Here is a 22,237-nt window from a genome sequence, read left to right as displayed (position 1 = left end):
CAATCCTTTTATTATAAACAGCACTCAACTACCGACTACATTTTGAAGCGATAAGTTGTGGTCATAGAGCCTGACAACGAGTGCGCACGACGTGAGTGGCCGTCATACAGCTTTGGTGTGGTATAGTCGTTTTCTTGCTGGTGGTGCCAACCCAGACCGCCACTCAGTGACACAGATAAGTTTTCTGTTGGTTTCCAGTAGCTAAACAGACCAAATTGACCTTGCTTTAATCTTTCGCCTTCATATTTGAATTCTGAATAGTTAGTACGCGCACCAACAGACAGCTCTTTGCTTACACGGTATTCTGCCGCTAATGCGACCATGGTTTCACCATCACGTACATAGTCGATATCTGCATATGCTGGTGAGTTAAAGCGGCCACGAGTATTACCAATCGGGTTGCGGGCAAATTGACCTACACCATTCGCTTTTTTCGCTTGGGTATAGGTTAAGCCAGTACTCAGTGTCCACGGTGTTTCTGGTACACGCCATTCAGCGGTTCCTGCATAGTGCCATGCACGTTTATCAAAGTTACGTTTGCCTTTTGCATCGTTCGTTTCAGTCCGTTTACCGTCACTACCGTACTCGTGATTATAAATTTGTGTGCCGAGCGTTAAGTCAGAAGTCAGCTTATATTTTGCTTCAAGACCCTGCTGACGGAATAAATCGTCCGCTTGACCATAAAAATAATGCACTTTCAGTGGTTTTGTATTGTAGTTAATACCACCAGTGATCACGTGATTAACGTTATGTCGTACACCATTACCATCCGTAAAATACATTGCATCGATATTTGGACTATCACGACGCATGACTTTCTTATCGAGATATAATAAATCCAAGCTCCAATCATCAATCGCTGTATTGGTGTAATAACCACTGTAACTGTTTAAAGAGAGACGTTGTGAGTTAGTAAAAATACCCGTATTTTTTAGGGTAAACCAACCTGCTTTTGCATTAAATTTAACAGGATCTAAATCCAGTTTAACTTTGGCATAACGTTGACCAATTTTGTTATAACCTTTCGCATGACCATCATCGTTATATAAAATTGCACGAGAGGCGAAGTCTTTACTCGCGCCTAACTTAATACCGCCGTAGTAAGATGCATCAAAGCCAATCACATCAGCAAAATAACCTGATTTAAAATCGGCTTGAAAGTTTTGCCCCCATGCATTAGCGACTTGTTTTCTGTAGCGTTGTTCGTCTTTATCAAAACGGTTTTCTGTTTTCAGGTATTTCCACATATTACGAGTAGACAGCTCTAACTCTGAGTCCGCAATAAATGCGTTTTCTTTGATTGAATTTTCCCAGTTGCTCGCATTTGCCATAGTAACTGCTAAATAGCAAGGAGAAAGCATTAATAGCGCAAGATTTTTAACTTTCATTGGAATTAACCTAGTTAATGATTATTTGAATTAATTTTATGTTGAGTCATGTTGCCATGAACAACAAATCACCATTTTTTATTTTTAGCTTAATAAAACAATTTAACTTAACGATAAACAAAAACGTCCATTTCAAACACTAAAGTCATTTTTTAAATAAAAAAAATTCAATACAGCAATTTAGCCGCATGCGTGTTTACTTTTTGAGTTAATAAGGTGTTGCCCCTATTGTTAAAAATTAATTAACTTTAATTATTATCAGAATCCTTACTCATTTTTAGCGTTTAATTTAGGTTAAGATCAAACAAGGCCAGTCAATTTTCAATCAACATAGAAAGTATAATTTGCACTTAAACTCGCAGTGTTACTTATTCTCTTTTTTTTGGGCAAAACTCCCCCTTGAGAAATAAACATCTCAGAATTTACAGCACTATTTGACTTAATATATTGTTTGCGAATGGCTTTCTTTTTCAATGCACTGTATTTATCAACGCATTGTCATAAAACTATCATAATAGGAATGCTATCGTAATTTTACGTCAATTAAAACGATCACTGTCACAACGTGTTACATAAGTTGCATTAAATATCTAATCAAATGTGACCAAAGTCACATATAAATGACATTTACCTTTTATATAAATTGAGCGACACATAAATAGGAAATCATACTCACCTTAAGGAAATAAGGAAAAAACCTTTAAAATCTGGAAGTAACAACAATCATATGCTCCCATTTTTTCATGTATAGGTTGTTATATCCCCATTCCTTCTGTCAATGCCTTATTGGATTTTGGAATATCAAATAAATATGCACCTTTAATCCAGTTTACTAGGTTGGATAATGTGTTTGGTTTTTATACAAAACGTTTGCGTCAATTAATAACTAAAAATAACAGTGGGTTAATGCACTCAATTTGATTCACTTAATTAATTTAATAATAAGTTAAGCTTATGAACAAAAATAAAATCAATTAAGAAAATAACGGAAGTAAACCTCAGATTATTTCAACCTTAAACAAAATTATTGGTTTAATATTCCTAATTTTGGCACCCGCTCTAATCGCCGTGCTTATAGTTTTTTCTTATTCTTAGTACTATATTGTTTCATTTATGTTCTTTTTCGGAAAAAATTAATTTTCAATATAAAATACGTTTTTTGTTTTTTTATTTATATATAATTTCAAAAAATTTAACCTATATAAAAATTATTTAATACGTTACGGGTAACGCATGAGATACAAAGTTAATACATTCTCCTATTTGAAATATTGCATATTTAGGTTAATTATTGTGCAAAAAAAAGCCAGTCAGATATTCCATCTCACTGGCTTCGTCCGTACTTGCTTTCAATTACTGTTTAAACTCTTGCCATCTATGATGTAATTCAACCAGTTTTTGATTGCTTTCCTGCCAACGTGCCGCACTTTGTAGTTCTTTCAGACTGTATTGCCGGCCACTGTGGTATAGCTTCGACGCTTGACTAGCTTGTTGCTTCGGTAGGTTATCCAATACACTCACTGCACCTTCGCGGTTATTACAAACAAGGATCATGTCGCAACCCGCATCCAGGGACGCTTTTGCCCTTTCAGGGTAACTGCCCATAATCGCTGCGCCTTCCATCGATAAATCATCGGAAAAAATAACGCCATTAAAGCCAAGTTGCTCACGTAAAACGGACTTTAACCAGAAAGGCGACCCGCTTGCTGGGCGATCATCAGCCTGCGTATAAATAACATGTGCAGGCATGATGGCATCCAGTAATTCCCTTTGAATAAAATCTTTAAAAATCGACATATCTTTGCCACGGATCACATCAAGCGCACGATCATCCCTCGGTGTTTCTTTATGGGAGTCAGCTTTTACTGCACCATGTCCAGGGAAATGCTTCCCTGTTGTTTTCATCCCAGCGCTATGCATACCTTTAATAAAACGCTCAGCCATCATCATCGCCATGTCGGGATTTTCATGGAATGAACGCTCACCAATAGCAATACTTTGATGACCTAAATCCAGAACAGGTGCAAAACTAATATCAATATCCATCGCTATCATTTCTGCGGCCATTAACCACCCCGCCTCTTCTGCTAGCTTGGCACCGTCATGCTCATTATTCAGTGCTGCAAATGCTTGTGCTGATGGTAACGCGGTAAAACCATCGCGAAAACGTTGTACCCGTCCACCTTCTTGGTCTACCGCAATCAAGAGCCGATTTCTTGATGCATCCCGAATTTGACGTACCAGTTCACGCAACTGCGCTGCATCATGAAAGTTACGGGTAAATAAAATTAAGCCGCCCACTAGTGGATGAGCTAATATTTCACGTTCTTCATTGTCCAGTTCATACCCTTGGACATCTAGCATTATCGGGCCCATAACCTGCCTCACTTATTTCATTCATTATCTGTATATAGGTTTGCCAGGCATTTAGCCTAACAAACTGAAATATTGTCGTAGTGGCTGAGAGTGTATCAAAAAGTCAGAATGCCGACTTTCATTCCACTGCACTTCATACCACATTAATGTCATATATTTTACCCAAGGAGACCATAAATTACAGTGATGCATTAACTGAAATTTATCATGGTAAGCGCCCTGAATATCACAATATTGCGTCAGAAATTGCTGACGCTGATGCACGGTCAAGTTATTGAATTGAAAATAAGTCTCCAGCGAAAACGCAATATCGGTATTTGCAGTATATTCCCAATCCAATAACATCAATTTGCCATCTTCTTGAATAAGAATATTTTTAGGATGAATATCCATATGGGCAGGTGCCAATTTCAACGTCTTTGGCATCTTTTTTTGTAAAAAGTCTCGGTGAATCCGCTTCCAGCGCGGAGAAAAACGTTGTGGGTCAATACGTTTCCCATAATGGGCAATTTCAGCCCTTAAGGGTAACGTGTAGGTCAATAATGGTGAACAATGCAAAGTAGCAATCGTATTAGCGAGTTCCCGCTGAAATTCGACTGAGCAAAATTTTTTATCGCTAGGGTGTCGTCCTTCACGCCAAGCTAAAACTAACCACTCGGCGTTATGTGCAACCACCGCCTGCGCAAAGGGTAAATGCTGAATTTGCCGTAAGATACGAGCTTCTTTACGCCGAGAGACATACAAGGCACTTTGCCGATGTGTATCCGCTCGAGCAACCAGTTTAAGCAGATAATTGGATTGATGACTTTCAACTAAAAAGCTGCCACCAGACAACCCCGCCAAGGGAGATATTTCCCAGCACTGTGCTGAAATTGCTGGGAAATGTGTCGAAAGTAAAGCAAGTAATGACGGTATGTCACTCAATATTCTTTTTTCCAGTCCAAATGATTTCACCTGTTTGCACTTCCATTAATTGCATCTCAAGGCGACGGTCTTTGTTTGAGCCTGACATCACACTATAAATCACATAATTTGCCTGTACATAACGACCCAAACCAATTGCTTTACTACGAGTCACAAGGCTATCTTCTTGAGATAAACCCAGTGTCTTACGTGCTGCGTTAACCACATCTTGTGGAACGACATTAAAACGCTGCGTATTTTCCACCGCGGACATCATATTTGATGTAATTAGCTGAACAGGAAGTGAACCATTTGTATTATTTTTAACTGAATCAACTAACAAAACTTTACCAGGTTCCACACCATCAGCTGCAACCATTTGTGCGACTAATGGTGATATCGCCGCAGACCAATCCGTTGTTTGTTGTTTAGGTGGTGTTGGTACCTTATCTGGCGGTGGCGGAGGTGTCACCTCTGGTTGTTGTGGCTCAATAGGGACAATCGGTGGTTGCTCAACCGGTTGCTGTGGTGGGTATGACGGACAGCCTGCCAAAATAAGCGTTGCCGCAGCAACCATTAAGATCCGTTTCATTATTATTCTCCGGCCTTAGGGGATAAAAATACATGAATGCGCAGATTATCTGCACGAGGTGAAGAGGTTATCGCACGAATTTGTTCTGTAGAGCTCGGCAATACTAATTGTTCTTCCACTGCCGATGTATCCACTCTCAACCCTTGCTTGTCGTACCAATACAAGCGATAAGCAATATTTACCGCTTTTGATCCCACATTGCTAACATTGATGGTGGCAACATGTTGATGGTTTTCTACTCTGATAATTGGGTTTTCAACAATGATCCCTTGAGCTAAAACAACAGGTTCCATAATCACACGCTGTTGTTCATTAAAAACCAAGCCTTGCGGTTTTTTATAGAGGCAACCACTCAGTGCGGCTACCACTGTAGCAAGTAATGCAATGCGGTTTATTGTTGCACCCAATATTTTCATTATTTTGCCAATAATGGGCCTAATGGGCGACCACCCACTAAGTGCATATGGATATGAAAAACTTCTTGGCCTGAATGTTCATTGCAATTCATGATTAAACGGTATCCGTTTTCTGCAATGCCTTCTTCTTTCGCAATTTTGGCTGCAACAGTAAATAAACGGCCAAGTGCCAGTTCATCATCCTGCGTCACATCGTTTACCGTTGGGATAAGCTTATTAGGGATGATTAAAATGTGAGATGGCGCTTGTGGCGAAATATCACGAAAAGCAGTGACCAGCTCATCTTGATAAACCACATCCGCAGGGATTTCTCGACGGATGATTTTGCTGAAAATGGTTTCTTCTGCCATGTTAATTTCCTTAATAATTCAAGAATGATTTAATTAGCGTGTATTGATTATGCGTTATTCACGCCGACATTTAAATGAAACAATCGATTGAAATTCTGTGTGGTGATATCAGCCATCTCCTCAACACTAACGCCCTTGAGTACAGCCATGTATTCAGCCACATCACGCACATAAGCAGGCTGATTTTCTTTTCCACGGTGAGGAACTGGCGCTAAGTATGGTGAATCCGTTTCAACGAGAATTCTATCCAACGGGACAATTCGTGCGGCTTCGCGAATTTGTTCTGCATTGCGGAATGTCACAATACCGGAAAATGAAATGTACATACCTAAATCAAGCAGCTCGATAGCCGTGTCTTTATCTTCCGTAAAACAATGCAATACACCGCCACACTCCATCACCTTTTCTTCACGTAAGATTGCCAGCGTATCTTCCCGTGCTGAGCGGGTATGGACGATAACAGGTTTATTGACCTCTCGGCCAATACGGATATGTTGGCGAAAGGACTCCTGCTGTAATACTGCATTTTCTTGTTGATAATAATAATCTAAACCTGTTTCGCCTAATGCAACGACTTCTTGCCCAGCAGCAAGTTGCGCTAAACGCTCGAAATCGTACCCTTCATCCAAATTGAGAGGATGAATACCACAGGAAAATGCAATATTTTCTCGTTCACCAATAAGCGTTTTCATTTTTTCAAAACCTGGCAGCGTAGTTGCCACCGCTAACATAAAACCGACATCACGAGCGGACGCTTTTGCGATGACATCATCAACATTAGCATGTAATTTTTCATAATCTAAACAATCGAGATGGCAGTGTGAATCAACAACAAACATATTTAACTCTTTTTAAAATGAGGGGCTCGCCAGTAAGGCTTCCCATTGTAATAATTGATTAGCCAGAAGCAGTTCCTGATTTAATGCAGAAACGGTCAGTAATTGGTAGCGACAGTACAACCATTGCTCATAAATATCATGAAGTTGTGTACGGTTCATCATGGACGCCAATTGCATCACTTGAGCACTATAGTCCTGGTTAATGCAAAACTGCGCTGCGCCTTGCTGAACCTTGATAGCATCTGCTAATAAGCTCAATAACCAATTTAGAGACATCACTGCATCATCTATATTTAATGAGGGCAACAAACCTAGCATATCGCGATTTTGTAATGCTAATGCCATGTTATGGCATAATGCAGCGCGCTTTTGCCATAGATTATCATCAAGTAGCGCTAATGCCGCGACGGGTGCGCCTTGGCAAAGCTTTAAAGCGGTAACCGCATTATCCATAACCAAATTTGGCTTTTGCTTTTGCAGCCAATATAACGCGATTTGTGAGTCTGGCGCAGGTAAAAAGTGGCTCAAACAACGGCTGCGGATAGTCGCTAACAAATTTTCCTGTTTTTCACTCACTAATAAAAAATAAGTATCTTTAGCGGGTTCTTCGAGGGTTTTCAGCAGTGCATTCGCCGCTGCATCGGTAAGTGCATCAGTGCTGGGAATATACACCACCTTGCTACCGCCCTGCTGCGCATGACTACTTAAGGTTTCAATCAGTTTTCTAACCGCATCAACGCTGACCGTTGATTTACCTTTTTCCACCTCAATGACATGGTAGTCTGGGTGTGTTCCCGCTAACATCAAACGGCAACTATGGCACTCACCACAGCTTTTCATCCCATCACGATTTTGGCAAATTAACCAGCGGCTAACCCCATAACACAATGCATCTGCACCGTTGCCTGATATGGAATGAAGCAACAAGGCATGGTGACCCCGACCACTTTGGTAAGCCGCAATCATTTGCCGGTAAGGCTCATTTAACCAAGGATACCAATTCATGCCTTCAATACCTTATTTCGCTAACCATTTAAGTAACGCAGTACGAATATCGTTTTGAACTTGCTCAATATTTTGGCTTGCATCAATCGTTATTATGGATTTATCACTCGCTGCAAGTTCCAGATATCTCTCACGTGTTCTTTCAAAGAAAGCCAGCGACTCTTTTTCAATTCTATCTAATTCACCCCGTGAACGCGCACGTTGTAGGCCAAGTTCTGGTGATAAATCAAGATATAACGTCAGGTCGGGTTTAAAATCACCTAGCACTAAATCACGCAAGGACTGCATTAAATGGCGATCAATCTGGCGTCCACCACCTTGATAAGCTTGTGATGACATATCATGGCGATCACCGAGAACCCATTTTCCAGCGGCAAGTGCGGGCTTAATCACGGTATCAACCAATTGCACTCGGGCAGCATACAGCATTAAAAGCTCGGCTTTATCTGTGACTTTATCCCCTTCAATACCTTGTTTGATGAGCTCTCGTAGCTTTTCTGCTAGCGGTGTCCCCCCTGGCTCACGGGAAAAAACGATATCGTTGATACCTGCATGGTTTAAAATATCAACTACCGTATTGATTGCGGTGGTCTTCCCTGCGCCTTCTAATCCTTCAATAACAATAAATTGGTTTTTCATGTTTTATCAGTTTTGCTGTTCAATTTGACGGTAAACTTTGACGGCACGGTTGTGGTCATTCAAGTTACGGCTAAAGGTATGCCCCCCTTTGCCGTCCGCGACAAAATACAAATAATCTGTTTTGGCTGGATGTGCAGCTGCTTTAATGGATGCAATACTTGGCATTGCTATCGGTGTTGGTGGTAATCCATCAATTTTGTAGGTGTTGTATTCTGTGTAATTATCTAAATCACTACGATAAATTTTACCACGATATTTATCACCCAAGCCGTAAATGACGGTTGGATCGGTTTGTAAACGCATTTTTTGCTTCAAGCGATTGACAAATACCGAGGCAACTTGCGAACGTTCGCTGTCAACACCCGTTTCTTTTTCAATGATTGATGCCATTATCAGCATTTCATACGCATTTTTATACGGCAGATCCCTATCACGCCCCTTCCATTCATTTTCAAGGCTAGCCTGCATGCGCTTATGTGCACGTTTCAAAATCTCAGTATCCGCCGTTCCAGCAGTATATAAATAGGTATCAGGATACAGCCAACCTTCTAAGGTTCCTTCGCCTTTAAAGTCAATCGCATTGTAGAGTTCAGTCGGTGTCATTTCCGTTGATTTATGCGCTAAGTATGGCGCATCACGCAGGATGTTACTCCAATCTACTAAACGATTACCTTCAATAAAGCGAATAGAAAACTGCGCTTCTTTACCGCTTACGATTAATTTTAGTAGCTGTTCTACATCCATGTCAGGTAGCAAACGGTATGTGCCCGCTTTAAGCTGCGCCAATTCAGGTCGCAATTTCAGTAACCATTGAAATTCATTGCCCTGCTCAATCAATTTTTCATTAATAAGCAATGCTTCAAAAGCCACACGTCCAGTCCCCGCAGGCACAGTGAAAATCTTTTCTTCCGTAAGGTTAATCGGTGTTTTAGCGTAATTCAGTACTTGGCGATATTGCAAATAAAGTGCAATCGCCACAACGGTAATCAGAACAACAGCAATTAAAATGATTTTTTTAGCTAATTTCATTTATTGACCACATCAATGCGTATTAGGACTTTAATTTATGCAAACTAGATTTTGCAGCGCAAAAATAAGTATTCGAACAGCTCCCGTGATGCATAATGCAACGGATTTTCTTGTGAAGCTATTTGGATGCTTTTAACGGGTAGAACAGGCATCAACGCATTACACATAATCACTTCATCGCAGTGAGCTAATACTGACGCGAACCGCTCAACTTCTTCAAGATGGTACTGACTCCCTACTAATAACGCTATGATCTTTTGTCTCATTAATCCGTTCACCCCACAATGCGATAATACAGGGGTATAAACAGTTTGCCCGATACGCCAAAATACATTTGCACTACAACACTCAATAATGATGCCATCTGTATCGAGCACAATCGCTTCATCCGCTTGAGCCTCATCGATTTCCTGGCGGATCAATACTTGCTCAAGGCGATTTAAATGTTTCATCCCTGCCAATAATGGATTTCGAGAAACAGGTGTTTGGCTCAATATCAGCTTAGCCCCTTGGCATTGTAACTGAGTATAGTGTGATGGAAAGGGGGAAACACTGACAATAATGGTAGGCTGAGTAAAGCCTATAGAACTGTAACCTCGCCCACCTACACCACGGCTGATAATGACCTTTAGAACAAATTCTTCATCCACTTGTTGTGTACAAATTTCCGTTAAATGATGTTCTAATTCCCCCCAATCGGGTGCGGTAATTTTTAATCTTAAGCAGTCACGTGTTAAACGCGCAATGTGTTCTTTGAGCATCTGCGCTTGCTGATTCACTCCATGAATGGTCGTGAAACAACCATCCCCGAACGCAACGGCGCGATCAGAGACACTAATTTGTTGACAAGGTTGGCCATTAACCCAATATGACATTGATAATACTTATAATAAAAGCTGATAAATCAGACAGTAATCAGGTAGAACTATCATAAACTAAAGCACAGAGCTGTGCAAAGAAGCTGGCAAAATAAAGCCCCAGTTGCATACACAACTGAGGCTGAATTAATGGTGGAACGATTTGATTATTCTGCGTGGTAACGGCGGAAAATCAATGAACCGTTTGTGCCACCAAAGCCGAAGGAGTTACACAGAGCGTACTCCATGTTCTCAACTTTACGTGCTTTATTCGCAACGAAATCTAACGTACAACCCTCATCAGGGCTGTCTAAGTTAATCGTTGGAGGGACAATTTGATCACACAAAGACAAAATCGTGAAGATAGATTCAACCGCTCCTGCAGCACCTAATAGGTGACCTGTCATGGATTTCGTCGAACTCACTAACACATTTGAATCTTCACCAAATACAGACATAACCGCTTGTGCTTCCGCTAAGTCACCTGCATTGGTTGATGTGCCATGGGCATTGATGTAACCCACTTCGCTCGCCTTAATGCCAGCATCTTTTAGCGCATTTTCCATTGCTAATGCAGCACCTTCACCATTTTCTGGCGGAGATGTCATATGGTAAGCATCACTGCTCATACCAAAGCCAGCAACTTCTGCGTAAATTTTAGCGCCACGTGCTTTCGCATGTTCATATTCTTCAAGAATAATGATACCTGCACCATCACCGAGAACAAAACCATCACGGTCTTTATCCCAAGGGCGACTTGCCGCTTGTGGGTCATCATTGCGAGTTGATAGAGCACGCGCAGCACCAAAGCCTGCCACACCTAATGGTGTCGTTGCTTTTTCAGTACCGCCTGCCAACATAACGTCTGCATCGCCATAGGCAATCATACGTGCTGCGTGACCAATATTGTGAACGCCCGATGTACATGCTGTGGCAATAGAAATGCTTGGACCACGTAAACCGTACATAATGCTTAAATGGCCCGCCGCCAAGTTAATGATTGTCGATGGCACGAAGAATGGGCTAACTTTACGAGGACCACCTGCCATCAGTGCTTCACAGTTATCCTGAATTAACCCTAACCCGCCAATACCAGAACCAATCGCTAAACCGATACGAGTAGCATTGGCTTCTGTTACTTCCAATCCAGCATCTTTAAAGGCTTGGAAGCCTGCTGCAATACCATATTGAATAAATGGGTCCATCTTCTTCGCATCTTTGCGAGAGATGTCAAAATCTTCGTAATTGAAATCTTTTACTAAGCCAGCAAATTTAGTTGCGTGGTTAGTAGTATCAAAATGTTCAATGAGGCTGATACCACTCTGTCCGTCACAAACAGCTTTCCATGATGACTCAACTGTGTTGCCGACAGGAGATAACATGCCCAGTCCGGTTACGACTACACGACGCTTAGACACGTATTTCCTCCAAGGAGGGAAAAGTTACAAAAGGAACATAGGCGATCGAGTGATCGCCTAGACATGTTTTTCGTACAATTATTTAGATGCGTTCTCGACGTAGTCAATCGCAGCCTGTACTGTTGTGATCTTTTCAGCTTCTTCGTCAGGGATTTCGCAATCGAACTCTTCTTCCAGAGCCATAACCAGCTCAACTGTGTCAAGAGAATCAGCGCCCAAGTCATCAACAAATGAAGCTGCATTTACAACTTCTTCCTCTTTAACACCCAGTTGTTCAACGATGATTTTCTTAACGCGTTCTTCGATAGTGCTCATACTATTAAAATTCCTATCAAAACTCGCTTTCGCGATGGTTTTCGTAGTTTATGAAATACAGGAAAAGATACAACCCAATCCCGGCTGTTGGAACCATTATTTTGCATTATTTAGCGTTAGATAACACTAATAATGCAAGTAGTCCCATCATTTCTTTAGATCATGTACATGCCACCATTGACATGCAATGTTTCACCTGTGATGTAAGCAGCTTCGTCAGAAGCTAAAAACGCTACAGCACTGGCAATTTCTTGTGCATCACCCAGTCTATCTGCAGGAACCTGAGATAAAATGCCTGCACGCTGCTCATCTGTCAATGCTTTAGTCATATCCGTTTCGATAAAACCTGGAGCAACAACATTAACAGTGATACCACGAGAAGCGACTTCCCGAGCTAATGATTTACTAAAACCAATTAGCCCAGCTTTCGCTGCTGCATAGTTTGTTTGTCCCGCATTCCCCATCACACCCACAACTGATGCGATAGAAATAATACGCCCACAACGTTTTTTCATCATGGCACGCAAAACGGCTTTAGACAAACGGTAAACGGATGAAAGATTCGTGTCAATAATATCTTGCCACTCTTCTTCTTTCATACGCATCAATAAGTTATCGCGAGTGATACCTGCATTATTAACCAAAATATCAATTTCACCAAATTCCTCACGGATCTTAGTCAAAGTTTCTTCGATTGATGCTGCATCAGTCACGTTTAACGCTAAACCTTTCCCTTTACCATCAAGATAAGCAGTAATGGCTTCTGCGCCTTTTTCGCTGGTTGCTGTGCCAATAACGGTTGCACCGCGCGCGATTAATGTTAAAGCAATGGCTTTACCAATCCCACGGCTAGCACCTGTTACTAGTGCAATTTTTCCTTCAAAGCTCATGTCGTCCTCAGCTATTTTCTAAAGCAGTGCTTAATGATACAGGATCATTGGCTGCTACGGCAGTTAAATTAGAGACAATTCGCTTGGTAAGACCAGTCAACACTTTACCTGGCCCCATTTCGATAAGGTGTTCAACACCTTGATCTGCCATCAATTCTACTGTTTCTGTCCAGCGTACTGGATTATACAGTTGACGAACTAACGCATCACGAATATTTTGCGCCGATTGCTCGATTTTAACATCAACATTGTTGATAACTGGATAGACTGGCTCACAAAATTCGATTTTTTCTAACGCTTCGGCTAATTTATCAGCAGCAGGCTTCATTAATGCACAATGTGAAGGCACACTAACTGATAATGGCAGTGCACGTTTTGCACCCGCTTCTTTACACGCAGCACCTGCTCGTTCAACCGCTGCTTTTTCCCCTGCAATGACCACTTGGCCTGGGGAGTTAAAATTCACGGGTGAAACGACTTGACCTTGTGCCGCTTCTTGGCAGGCTTTTTCAATAGATTCATTATCTAAGCCGATAATCGCATACATTGCGCCTGTACCTTCAGGAACCGCTTCTTGCATCAATTTACCACGCAATTCAACAAGTTTAATCGCTTCTTTGAAGTCAATGACACCTGCACAAACTAATGCGGAGTACTCACCCAGGCTATGCCCTGCCATCATTGAAGGCATTGCACCGTTTTTAGCTTGCCAAACACGGAAAATTGCCACAGACGCGGCTAATAATGCGGGCTGTGTTTGCCATGTTTTATTTAATTCTTCTTCTGGCCCATTTTGGACTAATGCCCAAAGATCGTAACCCAATGCTTCTGATGCTTCAGCAAATGTTTGCTCAACCAGCTTATTTTCTTCAGCTAATGCCGCTAACATTCCTAAAGACTGAGAACCCTGTCCGGGAAATACCATCGCAAATTGTGTCATGTCTGTTTTCTCAATAAATTAAAAACGAACTAAGGCAGAGCCCCACGTGAAACCACCGCCAAAGGCTTCTAACAGCACAAGTTGGCCACGTTGGATACGTCCATCACGCACTGCTTCATCAAGTGCAGTTGGGACAGATGCCGCAGAAGTATTGCCATGACGGTCTAAGGTGATAACCACTTTGTCCATAGTCATATCAAGTTTTTTTGCCGTCGCAGAAATAATTCTTAAATTTGCTTGATGTGGCACTAACCAATCAAGTTCTTCTTTTGCAATCCCACTTTTTTCCAGTGTTTCATCAACAATATGCGCTAATTCGCGGACTGCAACTTTGAATACTTCATTACCCGTCATCGTTAAATACGCAGAGTCGTCAGAGCAACGGCTACGATTAGGCAATGCGAGTAAATCCCCATAACGCCCATCAGCGTGTAAATGGGTAGAAATAATGCCAGGTTCATTAGACTCACCAACCACAACAGCACCTGCGGCGTCACCAAATAAGATGATGGTACCACGATCTTCTGGGTCTAATGTTTTTGATAATGCATCAGCGCCAATAACAAGGGCCTTTTTCGTCATCCCTGTTTTAACAAACTGGTCAGCAATACTGATCGCATAAGTAAAGCCTGCACAGGCCGCCGCAACGTCAAATGCCGCGCAATCATTGATTCCTAGCATTTGCTGCACTTGGCACGCTGCACTTGGGAATGCATGCGTTGCAGAAGTGGTGGCAACAATGATTAAACCTATCTCGCTGGCCTCAACCTGTGCCATTTCAAGCGCTTTTTGTGCAGCATGAAAACTCATTACAGAGACATTTTCGTCTTCGTTAGCAATTCTTCTTTCATGTATCCCAGTGCGGGTCACAATCCATTCATCAGAAGTATCAACCATTTTTTCCAGATCAGCATTGGTACGAACTTGCGCTGGCAAGTAGCTGCCTGTTCCTAAGATTTTACTGTACATAGCCATAGGTTATTGATCGCTCCTGGGTAAAACAATATTTAATCGCGCTGTTATTCTTTCTGGTACTTGTTTTTCAACAGCTTGCACTGCGCGGTCAATCGCAGCTTTAAATGCACTTTCGTTAGCCGCACCATGACTCTTGATCACAATACCTTTTAATCCTAACAGAGTCGCACCGTTATACTGGTCGGGGTTCATATCCCCAAAACGCTTCATTAAACGTTTTTTTAGCCATTTTTTCGCCAGTTGCATTATCCAACTGCGTTTTTTCTTTTCGTCGTCCGCCGATTTTAACAAGGAGAGAATAACGCGAACGACTCCTTCCATTGTTTTTAATGAGACGTTACCCGCGAAGCCGTCACACACTAATACATCGGTTTTACCTGTCAGTAACTCATTACCTTCAACGTAACCAATATAGTTAATGGACGCCGTTTCTTTTAATATTGCGGCGGCTTCGCGGATATTATCCAGCCCTTTGCTCTCTTCTTCACCGATATTGAGCAAAGCAACTTTCGGTTTTGTGATATTGACCACTTCTTCAGCCATCACTGAACCCATTACGGCAAATTGCACTAACATTTCACTACTGCAATTGACGTTTGCCCCTAAATCCAACACTACCGTTTGTTTTTTCTGCTGGTTAGGTAAGATTGTCATTAGCGCTGGACGCTCAATGCCATCTATCGACTTTAACATCAATTTCGCTAACCCCATCAATGCGCCTGTATTACCAGCACTCACGCACGCTTGTGCCTGCCCTGTTTTCACCAACTCTAAGGCCACTCGCATCGATGTTCCTTTGCTTTGTCTTATTGCGTTTGATGGTTTGGCATCGTTAGCAATAATTCCGTCCGCAGGGATAATTTCGACACGCGAAATTTGCTCAGCACTTAGATGTGCAAGCAAGGGTTGAATGGCTTCGGGTTGACCGACAAGCAGTAATTTGAGTGCTAAATTAGATGCCAGAGCCTGCAATGCAGCAGGCACTGTGACGCGGGGACCAACATCCCCGCCCATAGCATCTAACGCAATGGTTAGATTAGCCAAGGTACCAACAATTACTTGCTGATAACCTTACGGCCACGGTAGAAACCGTCTGCAGTCACATGGTGACGCAGGTGAGTTTCACCTGAAGTTTTATCTACAGAAACTAGGGTAGCAGTCAGTGCATCATGTGAACGACGCATACCGCGTTTTGAACGAGTTGGTTTATTCTGTTGTACGGCCATTGACCTTACTCCTTAAGTACTTTTCTTTAAACTGGCTAATACGGCAAATGGGTTTGGCTTTTCTGCCTCAGGAGGCAGTTCACCATACACCATGTCCGCTTCGGACACTTCACAGTGTTCAGAATCATGAACCGGAACAACTGGTAAGGAAAGAATTATTTCATCTTCTATCATTCCCAGCAAATCTATTTCACCAAATTCATCAATTTGAATTGGCTCGTAGAGCTCCGGTAATGCTTCGGCCTTTTCGTCATTGACGACAGGACTAAAACAATACGATACGTAGGCATGATGCTTGAAATTTTTTCCGCAGCGTTGGCATTGGAGGGTGAGATCCACATCGGATTTCCCTTCGATAACCGTGAGACGCTGTTTATCAATATTAAATGATAATTCGGTTTCTACATCACTGTCTACACTGACTACTGATTCTGCAAGACGTGCAACTTGCTCAGGTGTATAACTCCCGACATAGTCGAGGTTTTTCTGAGCTGCACGCTGCGCATCGATAGTCAGGGGTAATTTTACCTTTTGCATAAGGCGCGCATATTAACTTTGTAATGAGCTATAGTCAAAGAAAAAGGCGGGGTAAACTCGCCTTTTCACCAAAAAATCGCAGGTTTTGCGGTTTATAGTTTAAAATGAGTTAACCCTTTTGGCTACGAGTTTTGAGAAAAATCATGAAATCGATTATTTTGGCGTCAACTTCACCCTATCGGCAATCCTTATTAAAAAAATTAGGTTTGCCGTTTTTAGCCTCACCGCCGAACATTGATGAATCACCTGTTTTAAATGAATCGGCTCAAGCTTTAGTCCTGCGGTTATCTCATGCCAAAGCCGCTGCACTGACAGAACAATACGCTCAACATTTAATTATTGGTTCTGATCAAGTGTGTGTTATTGATGGAAAAATTGTCGGCAAGCCCCATACCTTTGAAAATGCATTCAAACAATTGAAAGCAGCCTCTGGTCATAAAATCACATTTTATACTGGGTTGTGCCTATTAGATTCCGCGACAGGAAAATTTAATCTGCAATGTGAATTGTTCGATGTCTATTTTCGAAACTTAACTGACCAAGAGATCACCAACTACTTGTATAAAGAAGAACCGTTCCAATGTGCAGGAAGTTTTAAATCCGAAGGGCTAGGTATAACTTTATTTGATAGGTTAGAGGGACGTGACCCTAACACTTTAATTGGCTTACCGATTATTTTGCTGCTAGATATGCTACGCCAGCATGATGTTAACCCACTATTGGGTTAATAAAAATAATTGGCGGGTAATGACCTTTTACCCGCCAACGAGTGATGCTTACGATGTGGTTTTACGGTTACGTAATACTTTTAAACAATGGTTTAGCTCTGCACCCATTGGCGCTTGCAGCCGCATCTCTTCCCCAGTTTTGGGATGAGTGAATTTTAATGCGCTTGCGTGCAGGAACAACCGATTGAGGCCTGTATCTGCTAATTGGCTATCGAATAATTCGTCACCATAACGGTTATCAAACGCAATTGGGTGACCTGCATATAAAGTGTGCACACGAATTTGATGTGTTCGTCCCGTCACAGGACTCGCTTTCACTAACGTTGCATTATCAAAACGTTCTTCGACTTTAAAGCGCGTTTCCGATGGTTTTCCTTCGCTACTCACTTTGACGACTCGCTCACCACTTTGCAAAATATTTTTCAACAACGGTGCTTGAACCACTTTAACATGAGATTGCCAATGACCACGCACTAAGGCCAGGTAATCTTTTTGCATAGTTTTCAAGCGCAACTGTTCATGCAATGCTCTTAAGGCAGAACGTTTTTTCGCAACTAATAAAATTCCTGACGTGTCCCTATCGAGGCGATGAACCAGTTCAAGAAAACGAGCTTCAGGCCGCAAGGCCCGCAGCCCCTCAATAACACCAAAGCTCAAACCACTTCCGCCATGTACTGCTGTACCAGAAGGTTTGTTCAGTACAAGTATGGAATCATCTTCAAATAAAATGCAGTTAGCTAATGCCGCCACTTTATCTAATTTAGCGGAAACTGCGGGCACCTCACGCTCAGCGACTCTGACTGGCGGAACACGAACTTGATCCCCTTCGACAAGTTTATACTCAGGCTTAATCCGCCCTTTATTTACACGCACTTCCCCTTTACGGATAATGCGATAAATCATGCTTTTTGGTACGCCTTTAAGTTTAGCGAGCAAAAAGTTATCGATGCGTTGCCCAGCCTCGTCATCGCTGATGTCTATAAATTGAACTTGATTTTGTGTATTCATTCGAAAATGCGTTAACTCTAATTGATTAAAATATGCGCTTATTAACTCTCTCTATCATACCGACTCCACGAATTTTTTTATGTTTTTTTTTATTTTGGTTATTTTCTGCATGATTTTTCCTATTTCTAAATAAAATTTCCATATAACTTCCTTATCGACTTGCTATAATGCACATGGCAATGGAATAATATGCAGTTGCCAAGATGTTTAAAAAACGAAAATTGGCGTTTATAGGATTTCTTATTTGATAGCGTAACAATGCAGCAATGGCGTAAGACATTTAGCAATATCAAATAAATTAGCGAGCAACGAATTTTGGCTTATTGGGTTAGGTACTTCCGTTTTAATGATAATCAACGGCACCCTAATTAAGAACGCTGAATTTTTAATCTAAAAATCAGGTTCACCGAATACTGCGCGTCTCTATACGAACGACTGCCGCGAGGCAGACGGTTTTGTAAAAATCACGAGGCCATCGGTTTACAGTAGCTCTTTCTTTCGCTGCTCTTTATTTAAAAGAAAATAATGAGTAAGTAATAACATGAAAAGAATGCTAATAAACGCAACTCAACAGGAAGAGTTGCGTGTTGCCCTTGTTGACGGGCAACGTCTCTATGATTTGGATATTGAAAGCCCAGGTCATGAGCAAAAAAAGGCGAACATTTACAAAGGTAAAATCACCCGTATCGAACCTAGTCTTGAAGCTGCTTTTGTTGATTATGGTGCAGAAAGACACGGTTTCCTTCCTATCAAAGAAATCGCTCGTGAATACTTCCCAAGCAACTACCACTCTCAAGGCCGTCCTAACATTAAAGATGTGTTAAAAGAAGGCCAAGAAGTTATTGTTCAAGTTGATAAAGAAGAACGTGGTAATAAAGGTGCAGCGTTAACTACTTTTATTAGTCTGGCAGGTAGCTATTTAGTGTTAATGCCAAATAACCCACGCGCAGGCGGTATTTCTCGTCGTATTGAAGGTGAAGACCGTACGGAACTCAAAGAAGCACTGTCTTCTTTAGAAATTCCAGATGGTATGGGTCTGATTGTCCGCACGGCTGGTGTTGGTAAGTCTGCAGAATCCCTACAACAAGATTTACTGTACCGCTTACGCCACTGGGAAGCCATCCAAAAAGCCGCTGAGAACCGCCCTGCACCTTTCCTAATCCATCAGGAAAGTAATGTTATTGTGCGTGCGTTCCGCGATTATCTACGTCCAGACATTGGCGAGATTCTAATTGATAATCCGAAAGTCGTCGAAATGGCTCGTAACCATATCGAAGCGATTGGTCGTGGCGATTTTGCTAGTAAAATCAAACACTACAGTGGTGATGTTCCATTATTCAGCCATTACCAAATCGAATCTCAAATTGAATCTGCGTTCCAACGTGAAGTACGTTTACCTTCAGGTGGTGCGTTAGTCATTGATACAACAGAAGCATTGACTGCGATTGATATCAACTCATCACGTTCTACTCGTGGTGGTGACATCGAAGAAACTGCGTTCAATACTAACCTTGAAGCGGCGGATGAAATTGCCCGTCAATTACGTCTACGTGACCTTGGTGGCCTAATTGTCATTGACTTTATTGATATGACGCCAGTTAGACACCAACGTGAAGTGGAAAACCGCTTACGTGAAGCCGTTCGCCAAGACCGTGCACGTATTCAAATTGCCCGTATCTCTCGTTTCGGTTTACTCGAAATGTCCCGCCAACGTTTAAGCCCATCATTAGGCGAGTCAAGCCACCATGTGTGCCCTCGTTGTATGGGAACTGGGACAATTCGTGATAACGAATCACTGTCATTATCGGTTCTTCGTTTAATCGAAGAAGAAGCACTGAAGGAAAATACGCATGAAGTTCACGCGATTGTTCCTGTGCAAATCGCGTCTTACTTGCTAAACGAAAAACGTAAAGCCGTCAGCGAAATTGAACAACGCCAAACTCACGTTCGCGTTGTTATCGTACCAAATGACCAGATGCAGACACCTCATTTCCATGTAATCCGTATCCGTAAAGGTGAAGAAGTGAATACTCTGAGCTATAACCTAGCTCAATATCACGAAACTGAAACCTTAACTCATACCGATGAAACAACGTCTGAGCGTAAAGTACCTGAGCAACCTGCGATTTCCGCTTTTGCATTACAAGAGCCAGTTGAGCTTTCTTCCGCTAAACCTAAAGAAGTCGCGCCCGTTAAAGCGCCAGTAAAAACAACGTCAAATGAACCTGCTCAGCCAGGCTTATTCAGTAAAATTGCTGCATTCTTTAAAGGCCTCTTTGGTGGTGAAGAAGAGAAAGTGGTCGAAGCACCTGCCCCTAAAGCTCGCAATAATAATGACCGTCGCCGTAATAACGATCGTCGTCGTAATAATGATCGCCGTAACAATAATCGTCGTGATCGTGATGATAACGAAAGTCGTGATAGTCGCGACAATCGTAATAACCGCAATGATCGCAATGCTTCATCGGAAGAAACGAATAATCGTAACAAGGGCCGTAATAATAAAAATACGGCACCGCAAGATGAGCAAACGGCTGAAAATGCAAACCGTGACAACCAGCAGCAACGTCGTGAACAGCGTGCTGATCGCCGTCGTCGTCAAGATGAAAAACGTCAGCAACAAACTGCAAAAACTCAGCAAGATGCACAACAAGATAACGTTGAAACAACAAATGCAAGAGAAGAAGAACAGCGTCCTGCTGCTCCTCGCCGCCAGCGTCGCCAGTTAACACAAAAAATTCGTGTGACTGATAACGAACAAATGGTCAAAACTGATGTTGCAGAGCCCGTTGTCGCTGTATCCGCACCAGTTGCTGCATTACCAGCACCAGTTGCGGTAGTTAACCAAGCTGAAGGCCAAGTACAAGCTGACGATCTACAAGATTTAACTCATCAAACTGATGGCGAAGAGAAACAAGACACCATCATTCCTCGCCGTTCGCGCCGCTCTCCTCGTCACTTACGTGTAAGTGGGCAACGTCGCCGTCGTTACCGTGATGAGCGTCATCTCAATAGTTCACCAATGCCATTAGCCGCAGCAGTAGCATCACCTGAGCTAGCTTCTGGTAAAGTTTTCATTCATTACCCAATTGTTCAGCCTCAACAAGAGAGCATGGCAATTATGACTAATGAGGAAATGCTTGAACAACAAAATAGCACTGAGTCTGTCAATACAAACACGGTAGAAATAGCTAAGACGGAAAGCCAATCTGAAGCCCTAGCCGTTGTAGCAACACCTGTTGTTGATGTAGTGGCTGCTGATGAAGAAGCTGAACCTGTTGAGGTCGTGTATGTCAGCGAAACTGTTGAACCACAACCTGTTGAAACACATAATGTTATTACTGCAACAGAAACGCCTATCGACAAGGTAAAAACTGACGTAGAAGACGTGATTGTTGCCGCTGATACCGCAATTGAAACGGCTGCTGAGGTTATGGTTGAAGAAAATACTCAACCAACAATCGCTGCAGCCGAAGAGATTGCTGAAACTGAAACCGTTACTGAGCCAGTCGTTGAGCAGCCAATTGCCTCTGTAGAGGTTGAACCAACTAAGGTCGAGGCACCAGTAACTGCTAATACTGATGCAACTAGCTTGCATAAACGTCATTCGTACTCACCAATGACCAAAGCCCCTGCCCCTGTAGATGCAGCGGCGCCATTTGAGATTACTGAGTACCAGCGCGAAACCTCTACTTTTGAAGGTAAAGGTGGTGCTGGTGGTCATGTGGCATCAAATGTAGCAACTTCAGAAATGGCGAAACCAGCGAGTTTCTAATCTAAAGTAATGCTGATTAAAAAGCCTTGCT

The 22,237-nt window shown here is 42.1% G+C and carries 22 protein-coding genes; 2 read left to right on the top strand and 20 right to left on the bottom strand.

Features of this window, described 5'->3' with window-relative positions:
- Positions 1 to 35: 35 nt before the first annotated feature.
- From ACE2AL_RS09010 to yceD, 19 genes are all read right to left on the bottom strand, one after another.
- Complete coding sequence (locus ACE2AL_RS09010; RefSeq protein WP_272539438.1) at positions 36 to 1,388, bottom strand: OprD family outer membrane porin; 1,353 nt, start codon at positions 1,386 to 1,388, stop codon at positions 36 to 38.
- 1,353 nt (positions 1,389 to 2,741) lie between these two features.
- A complete protein-coding gene (gene nagZ, locus ACE2AL_RS09005; protein ID WP_206086387.1) occupies positions 2,742 to 3,764 on the bottom strand; it encodes a beta-N-acetylhexosaminidase in 1,023 nt (340 codons plus the stop codon).
- 51 nt (positions 3,765 to 3,815) lie between these two features.
- Entirely contained in the window at positions 3,816 to 4,718 is a 903-nt protein-coding gene (locus ACE2AL_RS09000) for a phosphotransferase (protein WP_241016900.1), read from the bottom strand.
- The gene (gene lpoB / locus ACE2AL_RS08995) at positions 4,681 to 5,259 is read right to left on the bottom strand and encodes a penicillin-binding protein activator LpoB (RefSeq protein WP_206086386.1); all 579 of its coding nucleotides are present in this window, start codon (positions 5,257 to 5,259) and stop codon (positions 4,681 to 4,683) included. Before lpoB ends, ACE2AL_RS09000 begins: the two co-directional genes overlap by 38 nt.
- Positions 5,260 to 5,261: 2 nt before the next feature.
- Positions 5,262 to 5,675, bottom strand: coding sequence for a YcfL family protein (locus tag ACE2AL_RS08990; protein WP_272681431.1), 414 nt, complete (start codon positions 5,673 to 5,675; stop codon positions 5,262 to 5,264).
- Complete coding sequence (gene hinT / locus ACE2AL_RS08985; protein WP_206086385.1) at positions 5,675 to 6,025, bottom strand: purine nucleoside phosphoramidase; 351 nt, start codon at positions 6,023 to 6,025, stop codon at positions 5,675 to 5,677. Before hinT ends, ACE2AL_RS08990 begins: the two co-directional genes overlap by 1 nt.
- A gap of 47 nt (positions 6,026 to 6,072) precedes the next feature.
- The gene (locus tag ACE2AL_RS08980; RefSeq protein ID WP_206086384.1) at positions 6,073 to 6,864 is read right to left on the bottom strand and encodes a metal-dependent hydrolase; all 792 of its coding nucleotides are present in this window, start codon (positions 6,862 to 6,864) and stop codon (positions 6,073 to 6,075) included.
- Positions 6,865 to 6,876: 12 nt separating this feature from the next.
- Complete coding sequence (holB, locus tag ACE2AL_RS08975; protein WP_206086383.1) at positions 6,877 to 7,869, bottom strand: DNA polymerase III subunit delta'; 993 nt, start codon at positions 7,867 to 7,869, stop codon at positions 6,877 to 6,879.
- A gap of 12 nt (positions 7,870 to 7,881) precedes the next feature.
- Positions 7,882 to 8,508 (bottom strand): dTMP kinase, encoded by a 627-nt coding sequence (gene tmk / locus ACE2AL_RS08970; RefSeq protein ID WP_375084257.1) that lies wholly within the window; start codon positions 8,506 to 8,508, stop codon positions 7,882 to 7,884.
- Between the two features lie 6 nt (positions 8,509 to 8,514).
- Positions 8,515 to 9,537 (bottom strand): endolytic transglycosylase MltG, encoded by a 1,023-nt coding sequence (gene mltG, locus ACE2AL_RS08965; RefSeq protein WP_375084256.1) that lies wholly within the window; start codon positions 9,535 to 9,537, stop codon positions 8,515 to 8,517.
- A gap of 44 nt (positions 9,538 to 9,581) precedes the next feature.
- Entirely contained in the window at positions 9,582 to 10,412 is an 831-nt protein-coding gene (gene pabC / locus ACE2AL_RS08960) for an aminodeoxychorismate lyase (protein ID WP_206086380.1), read from the bottom strand.
- Between the two features lie 149 nt (positions 10,413 to 10,561).
- Positions 10,562 to 11,812, bottom strand: coding sequence for a beta-ketoacyl-ACP synthase II (fabF, locus tag ACE2AL_RS08955; protein WP_206086379.1), 1,251 nt, complete (start codon positions 11,810 to 11,812; stop codon positions 10,562 to 10,564).
- A 78-nt stretch (positions 11,813 to 11,890) separates the two neighbouring features.
- On the bottom strand, positions 11,891 to 12,127 hold the full coding sequence (gene acpP / locus ACE2AL_RS08950; RefSeq protein ID WP_206086378.1) for an acyl carrier protein: 237 nt from the start codon (positions 12,125 to 12,127) through the stop codon (positions 11,891 to 11,893).
- 155 nt (positions 12,128 to 12,282) lie between these two features.
- On the bottom strand, positions 12,283 to 13,017 hold the full coding sequence (gene fabG, locus ACE2AL_RS08945; RefSeq protein ID WP_206086377.1) for a 3-oxoacyl-ACP reductase FabG: 735 nt from the start codon (positions 13,015 to 13,017) through the stop codon (positions 12,283 to 12,285).
- Between the two features lie 7 nt (positions 13,018 to 13,024).
- The gene (gene fabD / locus ACE2AL_RS08940; RefSeq protein WP_206086376.1) at positions 13,025 to 13,957 is read right to left on the bottom strand and encodes an ACP S-malonyltransferase; all 933 of its coding nucleotides are present in this window, start codon (positions 13,955 to 13,957) and stop codon (positions 13,025 to 13,027) included.
- An 18-nt stretch (positions 13,958 to 13,975) separates the two neighbouring features.
- Complete coding sequence (locus ACE2AL_RS08935) at positions 13,976 to 14,926, bottom strand: beta-ketoacyl-ACP synthase III (RefSeq protein ID WP_206086624.1); 951 nt, start codon at positions 14,924 to 14,926, stop codon at positions 13,976 to 13,978.
- A gap of 9 nt (positions 14,927 to 14,935) precedes the next feature.
- Positions 14,936 to 15,976, bottom strand: a complete 1,041-nt coding sequence (gene plsX / locus ACE2AL_RS08930; protein WP_206086375.1) for a phosphate acyltransferase PlsX — start codon at positions 15,974 to 15,976, stop codon at positions 14,936 to 14,938.
- Positions 15,977 to 15,987: 11 nt separating this feature from the next.
- Positions 15,988 to 16,158, bottom strand: a complete 171-nt coding sequence (gene rpmF, locus ACE2AL_RS08925; protein ID WP_047755811.1) for a 50S ribosomal protein L32 — start codon at positions 16,156 to 16,158, stop codon at positions 15,988 to 15,990.
- Positions 16,159 to 16,170: 12 nt separating this feature from the next.
- Entirely contained in the window at positions 16,171 to 16,695 is a 525-nt protein-coding gene (gene yceD / locus ACE2AL_RS08920; RefSeq protein WP_004911841.1) for a 23S rRNA accumulation protein YceD, read from the bottom strand.
- A gap of 143 nt (positions 16,696 to 16,838) precedes the next feature.
- On the opposite strand from yceD, the gene ACE2AL_RS08915 reads away from it, so the two are divergent.
- On the top strand, positions 16,839 to 17,423 hold the full coding sequence (locus ACE2AL_RS08915) for a nucleoside triphosphate pyrophosphatase (RefSeq protein ID WP_272539442.1): 585 nt from the start codon (positions 16,839 to 16,841) through the stop codon (positions 17,421 to 17,423).
- Positions 17,424 to 17,471: 48 nt separating this feature from the next.
- Here the strand turns inward: ACE2AL_RS08915 and rluC are convergent, their stop codons facing one another.
- The gene (gene rluC / locus ACE2AL_RS08910) at positions 17,472 to 18,431 is read right to left on the bottom strand and encodes a 23S rRNA pseudouridine(955/2504/2580) synthase RluC (protein ID WP_225818847.1); all 960 of its coding nucleotides are present in this window, start codon (positions 18,429 to 18,431) and stop codon (positions 17,472 to 17,474) included.
- A 541-nt stretch (positions 18,432 to 18,972) separates the two neighbouring features.
- On the opposite strand from rluC, the gene rne reads away from it, so the two are divergent.
- Positions 18,973 to 22,206 carry a ribonuclease E gene (gene rne / locus ACE2AL_RS08905; protein ID WP_375084255.1) on the top strand — a complete coding sequence of 1,078 codons (3,234 nt, stop codon included), beginning with the start codon at positions 18,973 to 18,975 and terminating at the stop codon, positions 22,204 to 22,206.
- Positions 22,207 to 22,237 lie beyond the last annotated feature (31 nt).

The organism is Providencia xihuensis (genome assembly GCF_041953405.1).
GTDB classification, from domain to species: Bacteria; Pseudomonadota; Gammaproteobacteria; order Enterobacterales; family Enterobacteriaceae; genus Providencia; species Providencia vermicola.
Note: the sequence above shows the minus strand (reverse complement) of the source record. Positions and strands in the feature narration are given on the sequence as shown.